Annotated in this window: 13 protein-coding genes; all 13 read left to right on the top strand. The window is 67.1% G+C overall.

Translation table 11 applies throughout. From position 1 onward, the window contains the following. The first annotated feature begins 252 nt into the window (after positions 1 to 252). The 13 genes from BLQ10_RS19870 (at position 253) to BLQ10_RS19810 (ending at position 17,432) form a co-directional block, all read left to right on the top strand. The gene (locus BLQ10_RS19870) at positions 253 to 2,151 is read left to right on the top strand and encodes an acetolactate synthase large subunit (RefSeq protein ID WP_091564725.1); all 1,899 of its coding nucleotides are present in this window, start codon (positions 253 to 255) and stop codon (positions 2,149 to 2,151) included. A 2-nt stretch (positions 2,152 to 2,153) separates the two neighbouring features. Beyond that, positions 2,154 to 2,666, top strand: a complete 513-nt coding sequence (gene ilvN / locus BLQ10_RS19865) for an acetolactate synthase small subunit (protein ID WP_018773531.1) — start codon at positions 2,154 to 2,156, stop codon at positions 2,664 to 2,666. Between the two features lie 98 nt (positions 2,667 to 2,764). Then, positions 2,765 to 3,790: a ketol-acid reductoisomerase gene (gene ilvC, locus BLQ10_RS19860; RefSeq protein ID WP_026538933.1), complete on the top strand. Its 1,026-nt coding sequence runs from the start codon at positions 2,765 to 2,767 to the stop codon at positions 3,788 to 3,790. 136 nt (positions 3,791 to 3,926) lie between these two features. Further along, positions 3,927 to 5,522 carry a phosphoglycerate dehydrogenase gene (serA, locus tag BLQ10_RS19855; protein ID WP_091564747.1) on the top strand — a complete coding sequence of 532 codons (1,596 nt, stop codon included), beginning with the start codon at positions 3,927 to 3,929 and terminating at the stop codon, positions 5,520 to 5,522. Positions 5,523 to 5,728: 206 nt separating this feature from the next. Further along, the gene (locus tag BLQ10_RS19850) at positions 5,729 to 8,515 is read left to right on the top strand and encodes an ABC transporter permease (RefSeq protein WP_091564724.1); all 2,787 of its coding nucleotides are present in this window, start codon (positions 5,729 to 5,731) and stop codon (positions 8,513 to 8,515) included. 38 nt (positions 8,516 to 8,553) lie between these two features. Then, the gene (locus tag BLQ10_RS19845; protein WP_091564746.1) at positions 8,554 to 9,279 is read left to right on the top strand and encodes an ABC transporter ATP-binding protein; all 726 of its coding nucleotides are present in this window, start codon (positions 8,554 to 8,556) and stop codon (positions 9,277 to 9,279) included. Between the two features lie 9 nt (positions 9,280 to 9,288). Next, a complete protein-coding gene (gene metG, locus BLQ10_RS19840; protein ID WP_091564723.1) occupies positions 9,289 to 10,848 on the top strand; it encodes a methionine--tRNA ligase in 1,560 nt (519 codons plus the stop codon). A gap of 78 nt (positions 10,849 to 10,926) precedes the next feature. Beyond that, a complete protein-coding gene (locus BLQ10_RS19835; protein ID WP_091564722.1) occupies positions 10,927 to 11,979 on the top strand; it encodes a 3-isopropylmalate dehydrogenase in 1,053 nt (350 codons plus the stop codon). Positions 11,980 to 12,120: 141 nt separating this feature from the next. Next, entirely contained in the window at positions 12,121 to 13,233 is a 1,113-nt protein-coding gene (locus BLQ10_RS19830) for a branched-chain amino acid aminotransferase (RefSeq protein ID WP_091564721.1), read from the top strand. Between the two features lie 128 nt (positions 13,234 to 13,361). After that, the gene (locus tag BLQ10_RS19825; RefSeq protein WP_091564720.1) at positions 13,362 to 14,159 is read left to right on the top strand and encodes an MBL fold metallo-hydrolase; all 798 of its coding nucleotides are present in this window, start codon (positions 13,362 to 13,364) and stop codon (positions 14,157 to 14,159) included. A 92-nt stretch (positions 14,160 to 14,251) separates the two neighbouring features. Then, the gene (locus tag BLQ10_RS19820) at positions 14,252 to 15,028 is read left to right on the top strand and encodes a fumarylacetoacetate hydrolase family protein (RefSeq protein ID WP_091564719.1); all 777 of its coding nucleotides are present in this window, start codon (positions 14,252 to 14,254) and stop codon (positions 15,026 to 15,028) included. Positions 15,029 to 15,181: 153 nt separating this feature from the next. Beyond that, positions 15,182 to 16,717 (top strand): glutamate--tRNA ligase, encoded by a 1,536-nt coding sequence (gltX, locus tag BLQ10_RS19815; RefSeq protein WP_091564718.1) that lies wholly within the window; start codon positions 15,182 to 15,184, stop codon positions 16,715 to 16,717. Position 16,718: 1 nt separating this feature from the next. Then, positions 16,719 to 17,432: an HAD family hydrolase gene (locus BLQ10_RS19810; protein WP_091564745.1), complete on the top strand. Its 714-nt coding sequence runs from the start codon at positions 16,719 to 16,721 to the stop codon at positions 17,430 to 17,432. The last annotated feature ends 4 nt before the right edge of the window (positions 17,433 to 17,436 follow it).

Below are 17,436 nucleotides of genomic sequence, written 5' to 3'. Positions count from 1 at the left end.
CTCAGAGGGAAAACTGAACGCATGATCGAGATCGTTACCGCCGGAGCCACTGCAGTCGAGAGCACTGCAGATGTTTCCGTCGTACTTACCAAGCGCGTGGCTCAATAGCCTTCACTGGTAACGAACCGTCACGCGCAACCCCTCGAAGAGCCCGCCGGCTGAGGGGTTTTTTTATTTCCCGCACCACCAGCCGCACCACCAGCACCACACCGTAATTCCACGATCACCGAAGATCCACAAAGGAAGAGTCCGATGAGCAAAGGATCGCCGATCAGCCCCTCGCTGATGGCCACCAAGTCCACTGGAGCCCACAAGGCTCCGGAACGCGTCGATCGTCCGGCTGACGCCGGCGTCGACTCTGCTGCCGTCTCTCCTGTCCTCGGACCGAACAACGTCGTACCCCCGACGGTCATGACCGGTTCGCAAGCAATTGTCCGCTCGCTCGAAGAACTCGGCGTCCAGGACATTTTCGGTTTGCCCGGTGGCGCGATCCTGCCCACCTACGACCCCTTGATGGCCTCCAAAATGAACCACGTTTTGGTCCGTCACGAACAGGGAGCCGGCCACGCCGCGCAAGGCTACGCCATGGTCACCGGACGGGTTGGCGTCTGCATCGCCACCTCGGGCCCCGGTGCCACCAACCTCGTTACCGCCATCATGGATGCCCACATGGACTCCGTGCCGATAGTGGCCATCACCGGCCAGGTCTCCAGCGGGGTGATCGGCACCGACGCCTTCCAGGAAGCGGACATCGTCGGGATCACCATGCCGATCACGAAGCACTCCTTCCTGGTCACCGACCCCAACGACATCCCGCATGTGATGGCCGAGGCCTTCCACCTGGCCTCCACCGGACGCCCGGGCCCGGTCCTCGTTGACGTCGCCAAGGACGCCCAGCAGGGCCAGATGACGTTCTCCTGGCCGCCCAAGATCGATCTCCCGGGCTACCGGCCGGTGGTGCGCGGCCACAGCAAGCAGGTCCGCGAGGCCGCCCGGCTCATTTCCGGTGCCAGCAAGCCCGTGCTTTACGTCGGCGGCGGAGTGGTCAAGGCCCACGCCTCGGCCGAACTGCGCGAACTCGCTGAGCTGACCGGCGCTCCCGTGGTGACCACCCTGATGGCCCGGGGCGTGTTCCCGGACTCGCACCCGCAGCACGTGGGCATGCCGGGCATGCACGGCACGGTTTCCGCCGTGACCGCCCTGCAGCAGTCCGACCTGCTGATCACCCTCGGCGCCCGGTTCGATGACCGCGTGACCGGCATTCTGAAGTCCTTTGCCCCGAACGCCAAGGTCATCCACGCAGACATCGATCCGGCGGAAATCTCCAAGAACCGCACGGCCGACGTCCCGATCGTTGGCTCGGTCAAGGAAATCATCCCGGAGCTGACCGAGGCCCTGCGCCTGCAGTTCGAGGCCTTCGGCACCCCGGATCTGACCACCTGGTGGGCCTTCCTTAACAACCTCAAGGAAACCTACCCGCTGGGCTGGACTGAGCCCGAGGACGGGCTCAGCGCGCCCCAGCGCGTCATCGAACGCATCGGCGCCCTGACCGGACCCGAGGCCGTCTATGTCGCCGGCGTCGGACAGCACCAGATGTGGGCCTCGCAGTTCATCAAGTACGAACGCCCGCACGCCTGGCTCAACTCCGGCGGCGCCGGCACCATGGGCTACGCCGTGCCGGCGGCCATGGGCGCCAAGGTGGGCGAACCGGACCGCGTGGTCTGGGCCATCGACGGCGACGGTTGCTTCCAGATGACCAACCAGGAACTGGCGACCTGTGCGATTAACAAGATCCCCATCAAGGTCGCCATCATTAACAACTCCTCCCTCGGCATGGTCCGGCAGTGGCAGACCCTCTTCTACGAGGGCCGCTACTCCAATACCGACCTCAACACCGGACACGACACGGTCCGCATCCCGGACTTCGTCAAGCTGGCGGATGCCTACGGCTGCGCCGCCTTCCGGTGCGAACGCGACGAAGACATCGACGCCACCATCCAGAAGGCACTGGAGATCAATGACCGCCCGGTGGTCATCGACTTCGTCGTAAGCCCCAACTCGATGGTTTGGCCGATGGTCCCCGCCGGGGTCAGCAACGACCAAATCCAGGTTGCCCGGAACATGACCCCGGAATGGGAAGAGGAGGACTGAACATGACCCGCCACACATTGTCCGTTCTGGTCGAAGACAAGCCCGGTGTGCTGACCCGCGTCGCCAGCCTCTTCGCCCGCCGGGCCTTCAACATCAATTCCCTGGCCGTCGGCCCCACCGAGGTTCCGGGCATGTCCCGGATGACCGTGGTGGTCGACGCCGATGGCGAGCTGATCGAACAGGTCACGAAGCAGCTGAACAAGCTGGTCAACGTGATCAAGATCGTCGAGCTCACCTCAGAATCTTCCGTACAGCGCGACCACATCCTGGTCAAGGTACGTGCGGATGCCGCGACACGCCTGCAGGTCACCCAGGCTGCAGACCTGTTCCGCGCTTCAGTGGTCGACGTCTCCACAGAGTCGGTGGTCATTGAGGCAACGGGCCACCCCGAGAAGCTCACGGCACTGTTGTCAGTGCTGGAGCCTTTCGGCATCCGCGAAATCGTGCAGTCCGGCACCTTGGCCGTTGGGCGGGGATCCCGCTCCATGAGTGACAGGGCCCTCCGCAGCGCTTAATACCGCGTAAGACACAGCGTAAGCGCAGGCGCCCCGTTGTACCGCAGCACCCCCCAGACAATATCTACGAAGAAATCCACTCAAAAGGAGACACCCCAGTGACTGAAATGTTTTACGACGACGACGCCGACCTGTCGATCATCCAGGGCCGCACCGTCGCCGTCATCGGTTACGGCTCCCAGGGCCACGCCCACGCCCTCAGCCTGCGCGATTCCGGCGTTGACGTCCGCGTCGGCCTGAAGGAAGGCTCGAAGTCCCGCGCCAAGGCCGAGGCCGAAGGCCTGCGGGTCCTGAACGTCGCCGACGCCGTCGCCGAGGCCGACCTCATCATGGTCCTGACCCCGGACCAGGTCCAGCGCCACGTCTACGCCGAGGACATCGCCCCGAACCTGCAGCCGGGCGACGCCCTGTTCTTCGGCCACGGCTTCAACATCCGTTACGGCTACATCCAGCCCCCGGCCGACGTCGACGTCGCCCTCGTTGCCCCCAAGGGCCCGGGCCACATCGTGCGCCGCGAGTTCGAAGCCGGCCGCGGCGTGCCGGACCTGATCGCCGTCGAGCAGAACCCGTCCGGCAAGGCCAAGGAACTGGCCCTGTCCTACGCCAAGGCCATCGGCGGCACCCGTGCGGGCGTCATCGAGACCACCTTCACCGAAGAGACCGAAACCGACCTCTTCGGCGAGCAGGCTGTCCTCTGCGGCGGCGCCTCGCAGCTGATCCAGTACGGCTTTGAGACCCTGACCGAAGCCGGTTACAAGCCCGAGGTCGCCTACTTCGAGGTGCTGCACGAGCTCAAGCTGATCGTGGACCTCATGGTCGAAGGCGGCATCGCCAAGCAGCGCTGGAGCGTCTCCGACACCGCGGAATACGGCGACTACGTCTCCGGCCCGCGCGTCATCACCCCGCAGGTGAAGGAAAACATGAAGGCTGTCCTGGCGGACATCCAGGACGGCACCTTCGCCAAGCGCTTCATCGATGACCAGGACGCCGGCGCGCCGGAGTTCAAGGCACTGCGCAAGAAGGGTGAGGACCACCCGATCGAGGCCACCGGCCGCGAACTGCGCAAGCTGTTCTCCTGGATCAAGAACGAGGACGACTACACCGAAGGCTCAGTCGCCCGCTAGGCATTGCCCGGCAGGGGAGCCGGACACCATGACCTGGGGTCCGGCTTCCCTGCTGTCCAGCACCACGCGCATCACCAGCACCACCCGATTCACCAAAATCCCCACCAGATACACAAGAGAGCTAAAGAGGTCACCGGTGACAAGCACCAAACCTGTCGTACTCCTCGCTGAGGAACTTTCACCCGCCACAGTCGAGGCCCTCGGCCCGGACTTTGAAATCCGCCAGACTGACGGCTCCGACCGTTCCCAGCTGCTCTCCGCGATCGCCGACGTCGACGCGATCCTGGTCCGCTCCGCCACCCAGTTGGACGCCGAGGCCATCGCCGCCGCGAAGAACCTCAAGGTGATCGCCCGCGCGGGCGTCGGCCTGGACAACGTGGACATCAAGGCGGCCACGCAGGCCGGCGTCATGGTGGTCAACGCGCCGACCTCGAACATCGTCTCCGCCGCCGAACTGACCGTCGGCCACATCCTCAGCCTTGCCCGCCACATCCCGCAGGCCAGCTCCGCCCTTAAGGACGGGGAGTGGAAGCGCTCCAAGTACACCGGCATCGAGCTCTTTGAGAAGAATATCGGCATCATCGGCCTGGGCCGGATCGGCGCCCTGGTCGCGGCCCGCCTGAAGGGCTTCGACACCAAGATCCTCGCGTACGACCCCTACATCACCTCCGCCCGGGCCGCCCAGCTCGGAGTCCAGCTGGTGACGCTCGACGAGCTCCTCGCACAGTCGGACTTCATCACCATCCACATGCCCAAGACCCCGGAAACCGTCGGCATGCTCGGCGCCGACGCCTTCAAGAAGATGAAGGGCACGGCGTACGTCGTCAACGTCGCCCGCGGCGGCCTGGTGGACGAGGAAGCCCTCTACACCGCGCTGCAGGCCGGTGACATCGCCGGCGCCGCCGTCGACGTCTTCTCCAAGGAACCCAGCACCGACCTGCCGTTCTTCAAACTCGACAACGTCGTGGTGACCCCGCACCTGGGCGCCTCCACCGACGAGGCCCAGGAGAAGGCCGGCGTTTCCGTCGCCAAGTCCGTCCGCCTGGCACTCGCCGGCGAACTGGTCCCCGACGCCGTCAACGTCGCCGGCGGCGTCATCGCCCCGGACGTCCGCCCGGGCATCCCGCTGGTGGAAAAGCTGGGCCGCATCTTCACCGCGCTGACCCATGCCTCCCTCACGCAGTTCGACGTCGAGGTGGCAGGCGAGATCTCCTCGCTCGATGTCAAGGTCCTGGAACTCGCGGCGCTCAAGGGCATCTTCGCCGACGTCGTGACCGAGCAGGTCTCCTACGTCAACGCCCCCGTGATCGCTGAGCAGCGCGGCATCAACGTCCGCCTCATCACGACGCCGGACACCGAGTCGTACCGCAACGTACTGACCCTTCGCGGCGCCCTCAGCGACGGTAGCCAGATCTCCGTCGCCGGAACGCTGACGGGCCCGAAGCAGATCCAAAAACTGGTCGGCGTCAACGGCTACGAGGTGGAGATCCCGATCAGCGAACACCTCGTGGTGGTTTCCTACTCGGACCGCCCCGGCGTGATCGGCACGATCGGCCACATCCTGGGCATGAACAACATCAACATCGCCGGCATGCAGGTGGCACGCCAGACAGAGGGCGGCCAGGTGCTGGCCCTGCTGACCATCGACAGCTCCGTTCCCCAGCAGGTCCTTGACGCGATCAAGGCCGGGATCGGCGCTGACATGGTCCGTGAGGTTGACCTCGAGGACTGAAATCCTCCCCGCAGGGGCGCCGGCGGCGGCATGTCCGCCGCCGGCGGCCACGAGCGGGCGGCCGGTCTGCGTACAATGGCTACGACCGAATTTCGGGTCTTGGCCGGCAGACCGGCCTTTACTTTTGCACGCCCGTCACGGGACGCCCTCACTTCCGCAGGAAATGAACTGCGGCGTGCGCACGCAATCCAGCTTTCAGGAGCCCAATGAACGCCGTCCAGAGGTTCATCAGAAGCAGAGTGCTTCTGTTGACCGCGTCCATTTTGATCGTGGCCATGTGCCTGTCCGTGCTCGTCCAGGGTCAGTCCCAGGCGGCACTGAACAGGACCGTGGACCAAAACTCCCGGGGGCTCTATGACGTCCTGGTTCAGGCCAAGGCCGATGATAACGGCGGCCTGATGCAGCCGGACATCGCCACCGGCCAGGGCGGCATCAGCTTCGAGCAGCTGGATTCGATCCGCAAGCTCTCCGGCACCTCGGTGGCCGCGCCCATCAGCCTGGTCTCGCGCGTGACGCAGAACCTGGAATCGCCGCGGCTTGACGCCACCGACTACCTTGGCTTCAACGCGGGCCTCGCGGGCACTTCCGGCGACCCGACCGCCACGGACCCGAGCAAGTGGCCGGCCGCGGAATCGGTGCTGAGCGACACACCGAAGAAATACCGTCTCACCGCCAGCGCCGTCAGCTCCGACGGCCACTCCGACCAGACCCTGTTCAAGACCACGGCAGAGGGCTCCCTCGGCAAGGCGAAGCTCGTCGAAGAGGAAGTCGCCGGCGGCAAGAACGTCCGCATCCAGGGCCCGGACGGCGAGACGGGCATCAAGTTCCCCGCCCCGGCCGGCGGCTCCGAGCACAATCTCTTCAACCTCTCCGTTTCCCTGCCCATGGCGCCGCAGGTGACCGAGTCCGTCGTCGCCGTCGACCCCGTCTCCGAACGCGCGCTGCTCGGCACGGCCGGTGACTTCCTGGCCCCGCTGGAGAAGGCCCCGCCCGCGGACGCCCGCAACGCCGGAGCGATCGGCCGGCACTTCGAGAGTCTCTTCACCAACGGCATCTCCATGGACGAACTCAAGGAAGGCCCGGACTTCCTCGGCGTCAAGCTCAAGTACTGGGCACCGCTGATGACCCAGTACCAGCAGGCCAAGCGCGACGGCCAGCTCACCGCCGATTCGCAGGCCATCCCGCTGATCGTGCGCTCAGGCACCGCCGTGGACCTGAAGTACTCGGTCAAGATCGAGGAAATCGACGGCTCCGGCAACGTCACCAAGGACGTCGGCACCGTGACCCGCTCGCTGGACAAGGATTACCTGCCGTTCGTTTCGAAGTCCCCGTTCGCCCTCGCCTGGCCGGGGTCCAAGGACCTCTCGCAGCTCATGGGTGACACCGGGTCCTTCAGCCAGGGCCTCTACAACCCCGCCACCTGGAGCACCAACTTTGCCGCCGCCCCGGCGTACAAGGACGGCGAAACCGCCGCCAACGGGGCCGTGGACAAGAGCGCCACGCCCGGTGACTGGGTCACCGTGAACCGGCTGCCGGACAAGGCCGCCAACGGCGCCGCCGTCGACCAGACCCAGCGCGATCCGGTGGACGAGCGCTCCTACCGGCAGAACCTCGAAACCGGCAAGAAGCTGGCCACGCCGCTGGCCATGGTTTACGGCACGTTCGACGCCGCAAACGTCAAGGACGCGGCCGGTGACGTCAACCGGCTGCCCCTGGGCGGCTACGACCCCGCGCCGTTCACCCTGACCAAGGATGCGTCCGGCACGGACGTCAACACCGAACTCAAGCCCTCGCTGAGCGCCACGGGACTGGTCAGCCAGTCCGCCGGCGCCATCACCGACTACTACGGCCTCGCGGCCGCCCGCGGCTATGAGCAGAACGCCTCCGTGATCGACGCCGTCCGGGTCCGCGCCAACGTTCCGGGCAGCTGGAAGCAGGCGCAGCCTGAGGTGGAGAAGCTTGCCAACGAGATCCGCGACATGGGCCTACAGGCCACCGTTGTGGCCGGTTCGGCCCGCGAAGACGCCAACATCGCCGTTCCCGGCTATTCCAAGGACGGCGCCGGCAAGGAATCGCCGCTGGGCACCGTGCAGCAGTCGTGGGTCCGCCAGGACGCCGCGGACGCCGTTTCCGGCTCCCTGACCGCCACGAACCTGACCCTGCTGTTCCTGACCCTCTGCGGCGCCGCCCTCCTGACCGGCGCCTCCACCGTCAGCTACATCCGCAAACGGCGCAGCGAGGCCGGAACCCTGCGTGCCATGGGCTGGACCCAGCGCAGGATCCGCTCCTGGGTGCTGGCCGAGTTCGGCGTCGGCGCCGCGTTGCTGGCGGTCGTCGGCACCGCCCTGAGCCTGATCACCTGGAGCACCGCGACTGCGGTGGTCTCGGCGTCGGTCCTGGTGCTGTACGCGGGTGCGGCGTTCGTCGCGGCGCAGCAGCTGCGCCACCGCGAGGTAGTGGACCAGGAGCCGCAACACGATGAACGGCTCATGGCGATCGATTCGCCGCTGACCTTTGCCAACCGGCAGTTGAGCTCCAACAAGTTCAACACCATCTCGCTGGCCGTTGCAGTCGGTGTCTTCGCCGCGGCCGTCGGCGGACTGGTTGCCCTGCTGATCGACATTCCCCGGGCCGCCGGCGCCAGCGCCCTCAGCGGGCTGGCCGCGGCCAGCATCGCGCTCCCGAGCATCATCCTGGGCGTGTCCGGCGTTGCCGTCGGGCTGCTGCTGACCATGGTCACCGGGCGCTTCGAGCTGCAGGCCAAGCGCCAGTACCTCGGCACGTTGCGGGCCATGGGCTGGAACCCGGACATGCTGGGCCAGGTCCGCCTTTTTGAAAACGCCATGGTGGGAACCGTCGCGCTGCCCCTCGGCGTTGTGGGCGCCCTCGGCATCGGCCTCCTCCTCGCCCCCTATGCCGCGCTGTGGGCCGCAATTGCCGGTCTCGTAGCTGTACTTTGCTGGATTCCGATTGCAACGAAAGTGGTCCAATGACTAACGAGCTGAACCTTGACCGGGAGGCACACGACCGGATGACCGCCAGCACCCGCCGCGGTGCGCACAAGACCCGCGCCAACACGATCGTGAAGGCCGCGGACCACGCCACGCCGCTGGAACTGAGCAACATCACCATCCACTACGGCGGCGGCAAGGGCGGTGCCGAGGCCGTCAACGTCGTGGACGACTTCAACATGACGCTGCACGCCGGCGAAATGCACTGCGTCGCCGGCCGCTCCGGCTCGGGCAAGACCAGCATCCTGACAGTCGGCGCGGGGCTGACCCTGCCGACCTCGGGCCGGGTGTTCTGGGAAGGCGACTCGCTCGAGACCATGGGCGACGACGAGATCGCCGACCGCCGCCGTGCCCTGATCGGCTACGTTGACCAGGGCGGTGCCCTGATCGACGGGATGAGCGCGCTCGAGAACGTCCTGCTGCCGGCCGTGCCCGACGGCGAGGTTGAGAAGCGCCGCGACATGGCCAAGGACCTCCTGGACCTCGTCGGGCTGGGCCGGCGCATGCGCCACCGCCCGGCGCAGCTCTCCGGCGGTGAACGCCAGCGGGTGGCGATCGCCCGGGCGCTGATCCTCGGCACCCGCGTCCTGGTGGTCGACGAGCCCACGGCCAGCCTGGACCGTGCCGCGGCCAACCGCATCATCAGCATCCTCAAGGACACGACCTCGGACGGCATTGCCGTGCTGGTGGCTTCACATGACCACGAACTGGTCCGCCAGAGCGATACCCTCACAGAACTGATCTAGATTTAGACCGTGACTTCAACTGACAAGACCCCGTTCTACATCACCACGGCCATCACGTACCCCAACGGGGTGCCGCACATCGGCCATGCGTACGAGTACATCGCCACCGACGCGATGGCCCGCTTCAAGCGCCTGGACGGGTACGACGTCTTCTTCCTGACCGGAACGGACGAGCACGGCATGAAGATCGCCCAGGCCGCCGAGAAGGAAGCCGTCACGCCCAAGGAACTGGTGGACCGGAACGCCGAGATCTACAAGGGCGCGCACGGCGCCCTGGGCGTCTCGTACGACCGCTTCATCCGCACCACGGACGCCGACCACTACGCGGCGTCGCAGGCCATCTGGAAGAAGATGGAGGCCAACGGGGACATCTACCTGTCCAAGTACGAAGGCTGGTATTCGGTCCGCGACGAGGCGTTTTACGTTGAGGACGAGACCGTGGTCAAGGACGACGGCATCCGCTACTCGCGCGAATCGGACACCGAGGTCACCTGGACGGCGGAGGAGAGCTACTTCTTCCGGCTCTCCGCCTATCAGGACAAGCTGCTGGCGCTCTACGAGGCCCACCCCGAATTCGGTGCCCCGCAGTCCCGCTTCAACGAGGTCATCAGCTTCGTCAGGCGCGGGCTGGAGGACCTGTCCATCAGTCGCACCACGTTCGATTGGGGCGTTCCGGTGCCCGGCAACGACAAGCACGTCATGTACGTGTGGGTCGACGCGCTGACCAACTACCTGACCGGGGTCGGCTACCCGGACGTCGACTCGGAATCCTTTAAGAAGTTCTGGCCCGCCGACGTCCACGTGATCGGCAAGGACATCTCCCGCTTCCACGCCATCTACTGGCCGGCGTTCCTCATGAGTGCAGGGCTTGAGCTGCCCAAGCGGATCATGATCCACGGCTTCCTGCAGAACAACGGCGTCAAGATGTCCAAGTCGCTGGGCAACGTGGTGGCGCCGGAGGACTTCGTGGCCCAGTACGGCCTTGACCAAGTGCGCTACTTCTTCCTGCGCGAGGTCCCCTTCGGGGCGGACGGGAACTACAACCACGAGGCAATTGTGGGCAGGATGAACTCCGACCTCGCCAACAACTTCGGCAACCTGGCCCAGCGGTCGCTGTCCATGGTGGCCAAGAACTGCGGGGGCCGCGTGCCGGCGCCCGGCGCATTCTCCGCCGAGGACACCGCGCTGCTCGGCCAGGCCAACGGACTGCTGGACGCCGCCCGGGCCGCGTTTGAGAAGCAGGAGTTCAGCCGCGCACTGGAGGGGATCTGGGGTGTCCTGGGGGACACCAACGCCTACTTCGCCGAGCAGGCCCCGTGGGTGCTGCGCAAGACCGACGTCGAACGCATGAACACGGTGCTCTACGTGACGCTTGAGGTGCTGCGGATCGTCGCGATCCTGGCCCAGCCGGTGATGCCGACGGCGACGGCGGCGATCCTGCACACGCTCGGCCAGCCAGAGGGCGCGGCGCGGCAGTTCACGGCCCTTGGGACGCCGATCGTTGCCGGCACGGAACTGCCCGCCCCGGCCCCGGCGTTCCCGAAGTACGAGGAACCCGCCGAGGCCTGAGCCCGTGCCGCCCGCCCGGGATGTTTGAATAGTGAGACGACTTGACCAGAATGTGGATCACTTGGCTACGCTGAAAACATGAGCGCATCCACGATTGATCTGGCAGTCATCCCGGGCGACGGCATTGGTCCGGAGGTCACGGCCGAGGCCCTGAAGGTCCTTGAGAAGGCCGCGGCCGCCGAGGGGATCGTGCTCCGGCAGACCCACTACAAGCTCGGTGCCGAGCACTGGCTCGAGACGGGGGAGACCCTGCCCGCGGCCACCCTCGCCGATCTTCGCACGCGCGACGCCATCTTGTTCGGCGCCGTCGGGGCGGCCCCCGGCGATACCCGGATCCCCTCCGGCATCATCGAGCGCGAGCTCCTGCTCAAGCTGCGCTTCAGCCTGGACCACTTCGTCAACCTGCGGCCCTCCCGCCTGTACGCCGGCGTCGGCAGTCCGCTCGCCAACCCCGGCGAGATCGATTTCATTGTGGTCCGCGAGGGCACCGAAGGCCCCTACGTGGGCAACGGCGGCACGCTGCGCGCCGGCACCCCGCACGAGGTGGCCACCGAGGTGTCCCTGAACACGGCCCACGGCGTGGAGCGCGTGGTCCGCGATGCGTTCCGCCGGGCCAACGACCGCCCCCGCAAGAAGCTCACGTTGGTGCACAAGCACAACGTCCTGGTCTTCGCCGGCCAGCTCTGGAAGCGCACGGTCGAAGCCGTGGCCCAGGAGTTCCCCGACGTCACGCACGACTACCTCCATGTCGACGCCGCCACGATTTTCATGGTCACCGATCCGGCCCGCTTCGACGTGATCGTCACCGACAACCTGTTCGGCGACATCATCACCGACCTCGCGGCAGCCGTGACCGGCGGGATCGGCCTCGCCGCCTCTGCCAACCTCAACATGGACCGCACCGCGCCGTCCATGTTCGAACCGGTCCACGGGTCCGCCCCGGACATTGCCGGCCAGCAGAAGGCCGACCCCACCGCGGCTATCCTCTCCTCGGCGCTCCTGCTCGACCACCTCGGCTTCACTGGCGCCGCCCGGAAGATCGAAGCGGCTGTGACGGCCGACGTCGAGGCCCGCGATGGCGCCTTGCGCACCACCAGCGCGGTGGGCGACGCCATCGCGGCGGCGCTGTAGGCCGTGGCCGTATTTCCTGCACTGCAGGTGCCGCAAAACCCCGCTGCCAACCGGCGTAAGCTTGTTTCGAATCACCAATATGCTGCCGTGGTCCGCCGGTGAACCACGTTCCCGCGCCAGGCAGCCGATCGTGGAGGAACCATGACTCAGACTGCCCATGGCGTCGAATTCACCCAGCACCACTCGGAGACCCCGAAGTCTGCTGAAGAGCGTGCAGCCATCCTGGCGAACCCGGGATTTGGAGACTATTTCACCGACCACACCGCGATTGTCGACTACAGCGTCGACACCGAGGGCAACGGCGGCTGGCACGACGCGCGGGTGGAGCCCTACGGACCCATTTCCCTGGACCCGTCCGCCGCAGTGCTGCACTACGGCCAGGAGATCTTCGAGGGCCTCAAGGCCTACCGCCACGCCGACGGCTCGATCTGGACGTTCCGCCCCGAGGCCAACGCTGCCCGGCTGAACAAGTCCGCCCGGCGCCTGGCCCTGCCCGAACTCCCGGAAGAGTACTTCCTCGGCGCCATCCGCGAACTCGTCGCGGCGGACAAGGGCTGGGTGCCTTCCGGCGACGGCGAAGCCCTGTACCTGCGGCCCTTCATGATCGCCACCGAGGCGTTCCTGGGCGTCCGGGCAGCGCGCGAGGTCTCCTTCCGCGTGATCGCCTCCCCGGCCGGCAACTACTTCGGCGGCGAGCTCAAGCCCGTCTCCATCTGGATTTCGCGTGAATACGCCCGCGCCGGCCGCGGCGGAACAGGCGCCGCCAAGTGCGGCGGCAACTACGCCGCCTCGCTGATCGCCCAGCAGGAGGCCGAGGCGCACGGCTGCAAGCAGGTCCTGTTCCTGGACCAGTTCAACGACAACGCCGTCGAGGAACTCGGCGGCATGAACGTGTTCTTCGTGATGAAGGACGGCTCGCTGGTCACCCCGGCGCTGTCCGGCACGATCCTCGAGGGCGTGACCAGGATGTCGGTGATGCAGGTGGCCCGGGACATGGGCCGGGAAGTCACCGAGCGCAAGATCACCCTGGATGAGTGGCGCGACGGCGTTGCCTCCGGCGAAATTGCCGAGGTCTTCGCCTGCGGCACCGCCGCGGTCATCACCCCGATCGGCGTGCTCAAGGACGCCACCGAGTTCATCGGCTCCGAAGACGCCACGGCGGGGGAGACCACCCTGGCCATCCGCGCCCAGCTGCTCGGGATCCAGACCGGCACCGTGGAGGACACCCACGGCTGGCTGACCCGCCTCGCCTAACACCAAGGCATATAGAACCGGAACCTCCGGTACGACGGCGGTCCCCACCTTCCGGTGGCGGCCGCCGTCGGCGTCTGCGGCCGCAGGGAGTCCAGCGCAAGGATGGGGATCAGTGCAAGGATGGGACCGTGACCACCGAGAAATCCCGCGACATTCTCCGCAGCAGCGAGCTGACCCGGTTCCGCCTCGCCCCGAACCCGGGCCCCATGAGCCTGGACGGAACCAACTCCTATCTCATTGCCGGCCCGGGGGCGGCGGGCAGGGTCGCTGTCGACCCCGGACCCCTCGACGAACCGCACCTGCAGGCGCTGGCCGGCGACGGGCCGGTCGAACTCATCCTGATCACGCACCGGCACGCCGACCACACCGCGGCCGCCGCGAGGTTTTCGGAGCTCACAGGCGCACCTGTCCGGGCCGCGGATCCCGCGCACTGCCATGGCGCACCGCCGCTGCAGGACGGCGAAACGATCCGGGCAGCCGGAACGGAGATCAGGGTTTTGGCGACGCCGGGCCACACCGCGGATTCGCTGTGCTTCCACCTGCCGCAGGACGGCCCGCACGGCTCGGTGCTGACCGGGGACACGATTCTGGGCTCCGGAACCACCGTGCTGGACTACCCCGACGGCACCCTCCGCGACTACCTCGAATCGCTGGACCGGCTGGAGGGACTGGGGCCGGCCACTGTCCTGCCGGCCCACGGCCCGGTGCTGCCGGCACTGGACGCCGTCGCCCGCGCCTACCGGGACCACCGGCAGGGCCGCCTCGAGCAGATCCGGGCCGCACTCGCGGCACTGGGTGAGGACGCCGGCGCTGACGCCGATGTCCGAGCCGTCACGGACGCCGTGTACGCCGACGTCGATCCCTCCGTCCGCCGTGCCGCGGAGCTCTCGGTGGCGGCGCAGCTGGACTACCTGCGCAGCGCTTGACTACTTGAACAGGGGGCGCCGCTGATCGTCGCTGGTGGCCGCCGGGCGCCGCTGAACCAGGAGCCGGCCGACGGGACGGTAGGCTAGGCACCATGCGTATCGCCCGGTTTGTAGTCGATTCTGATCCCCTCTACGGCATCGTGGACGGTGAGCCCGGCAGTGAGGAAGTCACTGTCATTAAGGGTGACCCGTTCTTCCACGGCGTGGAACGAACCCCCATGAAGCACAAGCTGGAAGACGTCCGCCTGCTGGCGCCGATCATCCCGCGGAGCAAGGTCATCGGCGTTGGCCGCAACTTCGCGGAGCACGCCCGGGAACTCGGCAACGAGGTCCCGGCGCAGCCCTTGCTGTTCCTCAAGCCCAACACCTCCGTGATCGGGCCCAACGATCCCATTGTCCTGCCGGAGTTCTCCGAGGACGTCTCCTTCGAAGCCGAGCTGTGCGTCGTCATCGGCCGGATCTGCAAGGACGTCCCCGAGGACCGGGTGGACGACGTGATCTTCGGCTACACCTGCGGCAACGACCTCACCGCCCGCGACGTCCAGAAGACGGACCTGCAGTGGGCCCGGGCCAAGGGCTTCGACACCTCGGCCCCGCTGGGGCCGTGGATCGAGACCGAGCTCGACACCGAGGACCTGCAGATCCAGGGCCGCCTCAATGGCGAACTGCGCCAGGACGGCAGCACCAACCAGATGATCCGCGGCGTCCGGGAGCTCGTCTCCATCGTCTCGCAGGCCTTCACCCTGCTGCCCGGCGACGTCATCATGACCGGTACCCCGGCCGGCGTCGGCTCGGTGCAGGCCGGCGACCGCTTTGAGGTCGAGATCGAGGGCATCGGACGCCTCTCCAACCCTGTGGTCCGCCGCTGACCGCCTTCGCTCCGAAGAATCCGAAGAAGCAACGCCGATTGTGGACAGCCGCACCGTGGATTGACCAGTTCAGATCCACGGTGCGGCTGTCCTTTTTCGTAGCGGCATTCCGGGCGAGTGGCGATGGGAGAGATTGGTAATGTTGGTACCACTATGACTACTGCTTCCGCGTCCGACGCCGTTTCCAGCTCCGCCCTTGCTGCCTCCACCGGTGAAGTCACCGCTGACACCCCGGTCCGTGTCCGGTTCTGCCCGTCGCCCACGGGCACACCGCACGTCGGCCTGATCCGCACCGCCCTGTTCAACTGGGCCCACGCCCGGCACACCAAGGGCACTTTTGTGTTCCGGATCGAGGACACGGACGCGGCCCGCGACTCGGAGGAGAGCTACCAGCAGCTGCTTGAAGCCCTCAAATGGCTCGGCATCACCTGGGAAGAAGGCGTGGAAGTCGGCGGCCCGCACGAGCCCTACCGCCAGTCGCAGCGGCTGGACCTCTACAAGGACGTTGTGGCCAAGCTGATCGACGCCGGCTACGCCTATGAGTGCTACTCCTCGCCGGACGAAGTCGAGGCCCGCCACCGCGCGGCCGGCCGCGACCCCAAGCTGGGCTACGACAACTTCGACCGGGAGCTCTCCGGGGACCAGCTCGCCGCCTTCAAGGCCGAGGGCCGCCAGCCCGTCCTGCGCGTCCGCATGCCCGACGAGGACGTCACGTTCACGGACATGGTCCGCGGCGAGATCACGTTCAAGGCCGGCAGCATCCCGGACTACGTCATTGTCCGCGCCGACGGCTCCCCGCTCTACACCCTGGTCAACCCGGTGGACGACGCCTTCATGGGGATCACGCACGTGCTCCGCGGCGAGGACCTGCTCTCCTCCACGCCCCGCCAGGTGGTGCTGATCCGCGCCCTCATGGACATCGGCGTCGCCAGCTACATGCCGGTCTTCGGCCACCTGCCGTACGTCATGGGCGAGGGCAACAAGAAGCTCTCCAAGCGCGACCCCCAGTCCAACCTGTTCCTGCTCCGGGACCGCGGATTCATCCCCGAAGGCCTGCTCAACTACCTGTCCCTGCTCGGCTGGAGCCTCTCCGCCGACGAGGACATCTTCACCGTGGAGCAGCTGATCGAGCACTTCGACGTCAACGATGTGCTGGCCAACCCGGCCCGCTTCGACATCAAGAAGGCCGAAGCCATCAACGGCACCCACATCCGCATGCTCGGCGCTGAGGACTTCCGCGGCCGCCTGGTGCCCTACCTGCAGGCCGCCGGCCTGGTCGGGAAGAGCCTCACGGCCCGCGAGGAGGAGATCCTGGCCGAGGCCGCCCCGCTGATCCAGGAGCGCATCTCGCTGCTGGGCGAGGCCCCCGAAATGCTCGCGTTCCTGTTCAAGGCCGATGACGCGATCGACGTCGCCGATGACGCCCGCAAGGGCCTGCCGGAAAACCTCACCGAGGTGCTCGACGCCGCCCTGTCCGCGCTGGAGCCCGTCGCCGACTGGACGGCCGAGAACATCCAGGCTGCCTTGAAGGAGGCCCTCGTGGAAGGCCTCGGCGTCAAGCCGCGCCTGGCCTTCGGCCCGGTCCGCACGGCCGTCTCGGGCCGGCGGATCTCCCCGCCGCTGTTCGAATCCATGGTCATCCTGGGCAAGGATTCATCCCTGGCCCGCCTCCGTGCCTTCCGCGGCTGACATGCTGGCGGCGGGCCTGGCCGCGGGCGCTGTTCATGGGGTCTTGTTCGACATCGATGACACCCTGGTGGACCTCGAATTCGCCATGACGGCGGCCCTCCGCGACGTCAGCGAGCACCTCCTGCCCGGCCTGGACGAGGCCGGGTGGGAGAGGTTCGGGCGGATCTTCACCCGCGAGACCACCCACTTCTACGACCGCTACCTGGCCGGCGAGCTGACCTTCAATGAGCAGCGGCTGCTCCGCGGCCGGGCGGCGCTGGGGTACTTCGGCGTCGAACTTGCCGACGGCGAACAGGCCCACCACTGGGTGAGTTCCTACGCGAGCCGCCAACACGGCTACATCCGCGCGTTCGACGACGTCGGTCCGCTGCTGGACGCCCTGGACGCCGCCGGCATTCCCTACGGGGCCGTGAGCAACAACGTCCACGACTACCAGCGCGTGAAGCTGGACGCGGCCGGGCTGGCACGGATAACCGTTCTGGTGGGCACCGATACCGTCGGCGTCGCAAAACCGGACCCGGCCATCTACCTCGAGGGTGTCCGGCGGATCGGTACCGGCCCCGGCCAAACGCTGTACGTCGGGGACAACCGGCTCCTCGACGCGGAAGGCTCGACGGCGGCCGGCCTCCTCGGTGTCTGGCTGAACCGCGGCGGGGAGCCGGCCCCGGGCTTCGTGGGGCGCGAGGTCGGCTCCCTGCTGGACCTGCTGGCGTAGCGGG

The organism is Arthrobacter sp. ok362 (genome assembly GCF_900102785.1).
In the GTDB taxonomy this organism is placed as follows: Bacteria; Actinomycetota; Actinomycetes; order Actinomycetales; family Micrococcaceae; genus Arthrobacter.
The sequence above is the reverse complement of the archived record's forward strand: the minus strand, read 5'-3'. Positions and strand labels throughout refer to the sequence as shown.